This window comes from Massilia sp. UYP11 (assembly GCF_050434805.1).
Lineage (GTDB): Bacteria > Pseudomonadota > Gammaproteobacteria > Burkholderiales > Burkholderiaceae_D > Telluria.
This window is the reverse complement of the sequence record NZ_JBNDJE010000043.1, coordinates 1-7,302: the sequence shown is the minus strand read 5'-3', so window position 1 is coordinate 7,302 and position 7,302 is coordinate 1. Positions and strand designations below refer to the sequence as shown.

The 7,302-nt window shown below is 42.8% G+C and carries 9 protein-coding genes; 7 read left to right on the top strand and 2 right to left on the bottom strand.

The window, feature by feature from the left end; all coding sequences use genetic code 11:
• Positions 1-120 precede the first annotated feature (120 nt).
• Entirely contained in the window at positions 121-591 is a 471-nt protein-coding gene (locus ABIB38_RS23920; RefSeq protein ID WP_429207279.1) for a hypothetical protein, read from the top strand.
• Between the two features lie 105 nt (positions 592-696).
• Here ABIB38_RS23920 and ABIB38_RS23915 read toward each other — a convergent pair whose 3' ends face one another.
• Complete coding sequence (locus ABIB38_RS23915; RefSeq protein WP_429207278.1) at positions 697-2,376, bottom strand: primase-helicase family protein; 1,680 nt, start codon at positions 2,374-2,376, stop codon at positions 697-699.
• A gap of 896 nt (positions 2,377-3,272) precedes the next feature.
• Here ABIB38_RS23915 and ABIB38_RS23910 point away from each other — a divergent pair.
• The 6 genes from ABIB38_RS23910 to ABIB38_RS23885 all read left to right on the top strand — a co-directional run bounded on the left by ABIB38_RS23910 (position 3,273) and on the right by ABIB38_RS23885 (position 6,762).
• Positions 3,273-3,482 carry a hypothetical protein gene (locus ABIB38_RS23910; protein WP_429207276.1) on the top strand — a complete coding sequence of 70 codons (210 nt, stop codon included), beginning with the start codon at positions 3,273-3,275 and terminating at the stop codon, positions 3,480-3,482.
• A gap of 620 nt (positions 3,483-4,102) precedes the next feature.
• Complete coding sequence (locus ABIB38_RS23905; protein WP_429207274.1) at positions 4,103-4,579, top strand: hypothetical protein; 477 nt, start codon at positions 4,103-4,105, stop codon at positions 4,577-4,579.
• Positions 4,580-4,804: 225 nt separating this feature from the next.
• On the top strand, positions 4,805-5,281 hold the full coding sequence (locus ABIB38_RS23900; protein WP_429207272.1) for a hypothetical protein: 477 nt from the start codon (positions 4,805-4,807) through the stop codon (positions 5,279-5,281).
• A gap of 2 nt (positions 5,282-5,283) precedes the next feature.
• Positions 5,284-5,577, top strand: a complete 294-nt coding sequence (locus tag ABIB38_RS23895) for a hypothetical protein (protein ID WP_429207270.1) — start codon at positions 5,284-5,286, stop codon at positions 5,575-5,577.
• 6 nt (positions 5,578-5,583) lie between these two features.
• Positions 5,584-6,186, top strand: a complete 603-nt coding sequence (locus ABIB38_RS23890) for a hypothetical protein (protein WP_429207268.1) — start codon at positions 5,584-5,586, stop codon at positions 6,184-6,186.
• Positions 6,187-6,465: 279 nt separating this feature from the next.
• On the top strand, positions 6,466-6,762 hold the full coding sequence (locus tag ABIB38_RS23885; protein ID WP_429207266.1) for a hypothetical protein: 297 nt from the start codon (positions 6,466-6,468) through the stop codon (positions 6,760-6,762).
• 243 nt (positions 6,763-7,005) lie between these two features.
• Here ABIB38_RS23885 and ABIB38_RS23880 read toward each other — a convergent pair whose 3' ends face one another.
• Positions 7,006-7,083, bottom strand: a complete 78-nt coding sequence (locus ABIB38_RS23880; RefSeq protein WP_429207281.1) for an H-NS family nucleoid-associated regulatory protein — start codon at positions 7,081-7,083, stop codon at positions 7,006-7,008.
• Positions 7,084-7,302: the final 219 nt, after the last annotated feature.

Here is a 7,302-nt window from a genome sequence, read left to right as displayed (position 1 = left end):
CCAACATGGCGCTCGGCGGTATCACGCCAAAACAGAAATTGGCACTCGCCGCTTAACCTCTACTTTTAGCGTGCTCTAAAAATGGGGGGATTACCAAAGGAGCTTAACCTACCTTCGTACATGGAACGAATCGTTGAGAGAAGTGTTTATGCTCTTCGCAAGACTATCAAACATGCAGACGTAGTTCCACCAGTCTATATGCTAATTGACAAGGACAGAAATGTGACTGTTGTGCCAAACTTAGGCGAGATTCCGACCTCACACCATGTTTCGATTATCAAGCCATTAGTTCAAAATCTTGATATTGAATATGTTATTCTCACTGCTGAAGGCTCCATGCTTGTTGATGGTGTAAAGCGAAGTGAGCAGGATTGGAAAGATTTGTACAAGAAATACGGCTCATTGAACAATCACCCTGAAAAGAAGGACTCAGTGAACGTTATCCTTTACTCAGCAGAGAAGACGATTCAAGGTTGTGCATTAGTCAAGTCGCTTTCATCCAAGAAAAACACGAGGACATTTGGAGAGCTACAGTACAGTGAACAACCTTTAAAAGACGACCAAGGCGTCCTTACTGGATTCTTTAACTAAGCTGCACTACTACCGTTGAGTAACACCACAATTGCCCCATGAGGGGCTTTTGCTTTTCTACCATGCGTTCCTTTGATCACAAGAGAAGCCCCGAAGGGCTCTCCCTTATACCGTGCTACCCTGGCCTACTTCACCAACTTGGTCTTTTACGAATGCAAGCTTCGATGAGTACTTCACTTTTTCAGGCTTTGGCTTCGCAACTGTTGCAACCCACTCTTTCTCTTTCGCCTTCTGTAGTTCAGCCTTGATGTTCTTGATGACTTCTTGAGGCTTCGCTTCTACCTCGTCAGCTACAACAGCTTTCACAGGCTCTACAGGCGCCGCAACGACTGCTGGACATAGCTTCTTCTCTGCTGGCTTGCTATCGCTTCCAGAGGACGTTTCTGAGGCTACTGCAACCTCTTCCACAGGGAACAACATAGCTGGATCTTCTTTTAAGAACTTGGCAAACATAGTGCGGCATTCTGCCTTACTTGGCAATTTGTAGTATCCACCGTGCTTACGATCCTTCCAGTTGTCCTTCCAGTTTGGAATGAAGTCAAATATTGAAGCGAGCTTCCTTGAAAATTCACCCTGCTCCACTCTGTTTGTGGAAGTATTTTCTAAGAAAAAACTGTATAGATCCGCACGAGTTAGGCGCACTTCCTCTTCCCACCCACCTGTTAGCAATGGCTGATAGTCAATCTCACTGCTTAATAAATTGTACAAGAACTTCTCAACCGGCTTTAAGCTTAAAGTCTTCAAATCTGTTTTCGCTTTGGTATCGATTGCCTTCTTCGGATTGAATCCTTCAAGGTCTATCTCGTATAGGAAATAGTGAAGTAATGCATGCTTACCTTCCCCATGAAGCCATTCGTAGAATTTCTCAAAGTATCCTGGTGTTGACTCAAGCTTTGTGGTGCAGTCAAACACATTGAAGCGGCGATCACCTGGCCCTACTGGCACCATCCAATCTTCGTTACTAGTAAAGATATAGAAAGCATAGTTCTTGATTGTTGTACCAGTTAGATTTTTGATCTTGATTGCACGAGTATCAGCAGTGATAGCATTCTTTAATTTACCTTCAGAACTCTTGTTACCACCCCACACAGCTTCTTCCATGAAGAAATACTTTGTGTGAAGAGTCTCACTGTTGAAGCCAAAAAGGTCTTCAGTATCGTCTACAACCTTGCAGTGATTCGGACACATGGCAGCGATACACATTGATATAGTTGTCTTACCTGCGCCTTGAGGCCCACGAAGAGCGACACTAGTACCTGACTGAACATGAGGGAAACGAATCTGGTGAGCAATAAGCTTTACCAAGTGCTCCTTCTGTTCTGATGTGCCGTCAATCAACATATCAATATGATTTAAGAACACGGACACGTCGCCCTTAATAGGCTCAACGAATCCAGTCCAAAAATTGAATATCTTGTCGCCTAAGTCCTTGCCTGATGGATCAAACACACACTTCTCATAGCGTGTTCTTAATGCTGGATCTTCCAACCACTGATCAGAAAAATAGCGCTTCTCTGGATATTTGCGACCTTCAACCATGAAATGCTCTTCTACATGAAATTGTTTGAAGTCATATATAGATGAGTATTCATATTTTAAGCCCTCTTCCCCTGTGTACATTTTCAAAATCGCAGGCTTACCGCTTAAGTTCAAGAAGTAGTATTCTTTGAACTGCTCTTTGTACTGTAGGAACTTTGCCAAATCTTCTTTGCTTGCGAACTCGCAACCGAATTGATTAAGATCGTCAAAATCTATATTTGACTTTTTAGAATTTTCTGTTACCATAATTTTATCCTTAATTGTTGTTCATTCCTTTCGGTGGTTATGAACTAGTTTTAATAAAGGCGATTGCTACAACAATCGCTTTTTTCTTTTGTGCTTCAATGTAGAAATTTCACTTGATTCTGCTGCTTGTACTCTTCCACCTTTCCCCATAAAAAAAGCCTTACGTCGTCAGACCAGTTTTTGCCAGCCACCTTCTTTATTTCATCTAGTTCAAATTGAAGTTGAGCTTCAATTCTACAGTTGAAGTTTTTATTTCTTGAATTGTCTTTTTTATTTCTCATATATTACCTATTGTCGTTGTATTTGATATTGTAATGACATATTAATATTTGTCAACTTGTAATAACAATATTTAATAACATAGCTAATTCAGTAGTTATGAAAATAAAGAAATATGGTGTGTACTTATTGATCCCCCCGAACATTGAAAATTTGGGGGGATCACTCAAAGCTAGTAGGCATGCGGGTTTGGACGTGGTTTTTAATGATCCCCCCATCGAATTAAATTTAAGCCAGAAAAAACAACTATATATTTCGATTAATTTAATGTGTTCTTTTTACAACAATTATAATTGCCTAAAATTTACATAGGGGGAACGGGGGGTACGGGGGGATTTTCGTTTGAAGCATAGTATTCATGCGGGTTTAGGTGCTCCCCCCTATATATTCTTTCTTTAAAGATAAGGGGAACGGGGGGGGACAATAAAAACAAAATCAAAATCACCTTGAGGGCTTTGCCCTCACATTGTCCTTTCAGGACTCATTGCCTTCGGCATGTTTTTAAATAAGGAGTCTAGATGGTTTTGGTCCTTCAGGACATCCGGCCTTCGGCTAAGTTGTTACTGTTGACTTTGCTTTCGTTTTAACTAGATTAATATGAACAGGAGAGATGATCTATGGAAAAGATAAAAGCATATATATACAACACGTTGTTCAAAGCCGAATTATCGGAAGATAGAAAGCTTAACCAAATTCTTATAGAGAATTTTCACTGTTTTGAAATCGGCCAGAATTATGCTCGCATCACCGACGACAAGTATGGGGTTGAAGAACTTGCAAGAGAAGCTAACGAAATGTCGGAGGCGGCTAAGCGATATCCTAACTGATTGAACCCGTTGACTTTGATTTTGTTTCTATTATATTAAGAAGAAACAGGAGAATAAGTATGGAGAAATTAAAGCAGTGGTTTGGAAAACGAAGTAGCTCAATTACAGGGACAGCAAAGAAGTTGACTGGATATGAAGATACAAAGAAGTTCTCGACAGAGACAAAGGAGATTACGAGCACATTGCTTAGTCCAAAGAAGACAATAGCCAATGCACGCAAAGAGAGCTTCAAAGACGCCATGATCAGATTAGGGGTGAACGAAGATGACTTGAAGATGAACTATCGCAACTTCGCCTGGTTATGTTGGATCTCACTTGGGTTCGCTGTCTTCTTGATTTCCTTATCTATCTACTGTGTTGTACAGGGCAGCTTACTACAAGGACTAGCAGGGCTATCAATCGCTTCCTTCTGTCTTGCCAGTGCTTTCAAGTACTCCTTCAGAGCATTCCAAATAAGACACCAGAACTTATGCAGCGTGAAGACCTGGTATGAGAGTAAACCTGAGTGGCTACCAAATCCGTTTTGTTAATTGAGCCCCGAAAGGGGTTTTCTTATTTCTACATCGTTGACTTTGCCGAGCATTTTCATATATTAGTACGACAACAACTATTTCTAATATATGAAAAATGAAAAAAGCATAGACAAAATAAAGAGTGCAATAGCTAAACTTGAATCCGAAGACCGCTCTATTACATATAGTGCAGTGGGCGAAATTTGCGGCATGAGCAAGCAAAGAGTTCATCAAGTCATGAAGATGAACGAAATGAACACTGGCCGCACGCATGATTCCAAACACATCTATATAGAGAAGCTAAAAGACGTAGATACGGAATCTCTCACTATCAATCAAATTGCTGATCTACTTGAATACACCAAGGCAATCAGCACACTTCGCCATGTCCTTCATCTTCTTGATATCAAATGCAAGCGTTCTCATGGAAGAACAAGCACTAGAGAATTCTTGAGGACTTTACCGACAGAGAATCACACGATTGAAGAGCTTCGCCAGATTTCTTGCTACAGCAAGTCCGTTCAATCGTTCAGAAGCTTCTTGAGCTACAACAAGATTAAATACAAAAAACTACGACCATCCTGATATCCAATTAGTTGACTTCGGGAATATTTCCACTATAAGTACTATATAACACACAGATTAAACGGACAAGCAAGGAGACACCATGAACGATTATTTAGAATCAATTTCAAGTATCTACAACATTCAAAGCAGTGACATGAGTTCTACACTCTCTGCTTTGCTTATCCTTGCCTTCTTAGTCTATGTTGTGATTGACACAGTAAAGAAAAAATAAAAAGGAGACTTATGAAACAACTTACTGACTATGAATTAAATGAGCATTACAAAGTAATACGAGATCTTGGCTTTGAGGTGAGAGTAAAGACCTATGCTAAAAATACAGGCACTTTAACTTTAGTGGACAGCAACACAAAGAAGGGTATCTACAGTGTTGAAGTGAAGACGAACGGACGAGGCACGAGCGCAATCATGGCAATCTTGCCGACCACCCGCGAGCTTACCCATTTAGATCTTGGCTTGAGCGCTTTGGCACGATTCGCACAGGACTACGACGCGACCATCTTACGCAGCCTTTCACTACCTGGTAGAGGCAAGTTTGAGAAGACATTTGCATCTGGCTACAACGAGGTAGTGAGGCAGCACGCACACGAAGCACACGAGAAGGTCAAAGAACATTTAGACGGCAATCCAGAAGCGCCCTTCTCTACTCTGTTCGCAGTCTTCTCATATGAGCTTGTAACCCAAATCAGCGCAAAGGAATAACCATGATCAAAAAATCCCCATCCGTGCTTGGACAGTATGACGGCTACAAGCTTGTCGGATTACCTGAACAGAATGACCCGCAGTGTGTTCAAGCAGGCTTGCTACTTGGCACTCAAGTATTGGGCTTCGTCGGCATCCACAGCGACGGCAAGATAGACATTCACCTGGCTGAGAAGAGCAAGAACCACCTCTTCCCAATGGAGCCCAAAGACCTTGTTGAAGCCATAGTGAAAGACCAGCAAGCTCCTAAGGTTGAGCAAGGCCAGAAGACACCACACCATAGACGAATACGATGAGGTGCTATGTTATCTGACTCTCTACTTGCCCTTGGCTTCGCCCTAACCGCCTACACCGCAGCAAAGCTCTACAGCGACCTTCACGAGCTTCCACGGCTCAAAGTCCAACCTGACCCTATCCCACGCTCTATGCACTGGTTAAACGTGCGTAGCGCCGTCCCTGAGAGCGACTGGATCAAGATCAAGAAAGTCATGATGGGCAACACCTTCATTAAAACACCGAAGTGTCAGTGTTGCGGCGCCGCCGGCCCTCTTGAGTGTCATGAAGTCTGGTCTTTCACCTGGCCGCGTACACAGTCCCTTACGGGCTTGAAGCTACTGTGCCACCTTTGCCACATGATCCACCACATAGGGTTCGCTATGCATAAAGGCGAAGGCGAGGAAGTGATCAGGCACTTCATGAAGGTCAACGGGATTGACCGCAAAACAGCAGACCGCTACATCAAACAATCGTTCAGTAAGGCACGACAACTGGACCGATTCTCACCCATCACTATGTCCAAGCAACACCGCCTGGATCTCACCTACCTCAATGACAAACGTTTCAAGTTGCCGAGAACATTCACAACTGACGAACGCAAATCCTGCAATCCCAAATCTAAAGCTTGACCTCAACTGATCCAGAAATTCTGGATCTTTTCATTTCCTACTTTCGATATCGTTATCTTCAATCCATCCGTTGACTTCGTTCAAATTTTTACTATATTAATAATATATACATAAACAAGGAACGAGCATGGTTACACAAACATTGACAGCACAAGAACAATACAGACTAAGACTTATAGATTTGCATACTTTCGCAAAGCTTCAGTGGCAAGAGCGGGTTTTAAGCTGGAACAGTAAGTAAGACCATGTTGGAAATAATAACAATAAAGGAGGCTCAACATGTTCAAACATATTGACAAATTAACGGCACGAGGAAAGTATGAATCTGCTTTCAGACATTGCCTGGACTATCACAGATTTATAGGCTATGAATTCTCAAGAAGACTTGAGAAGTTTGACTTGCTTAAAGGGGTAAGCATTCTTGAGGCAATAGGCACAAGGGAGAAGATCAACGACGACACCCGCGCTATGATCACTCACTTATCCATCTGTGCAAAAGACGGCCACGTGAGCGAAGGGCTTCTTCACTTCACTGTAGACAAAGTTTTGTGTGAGCTTGCTGGAGGTGCCAGATGAAAAAGCGACAACACCTAGTCCTGGACGACGACTCAAACATCATTTGGAGCGGCTGGACTGCGCCGACTAAGGCCATCATGAAGCTGCTGACTACCATGCTGCCTGAAGCGAACTTCTCTACATACGTTGTTGACCATGTGGTCTTCGTAGACTTTAAGCCGAGTCCCTGCCCTACCTAAAACATGAGCTAGATAGCAAAAATGCCCCAAACGGGGCATTTCTCTTGTCCTACCTGGCAGAGCCTTACTTCTTGATTCGCAGATCTTCCAGCTTCTTACCACCGGCGATACCGTCAGCAATCCACTTTGGTTGACGACCTATTGGTCTAGGTGCTAATAGCAGCTATCTTCGCCTCATCAGTAATATCATAGGAAACTGCTAGAGCGAAATCACGAGCACCGTTCGTCCCTTTAATCAGCCTTCCACGTGTTCTGTAAGATCGTAAGGTAATCCCCCCATTTTTAGAGCACGCTAAAAGTAGAGGTTAAGCGGCGAGTGCCAATTTCTGTTTTGGCGTGATACCGCCGAGCGCCATGTTGG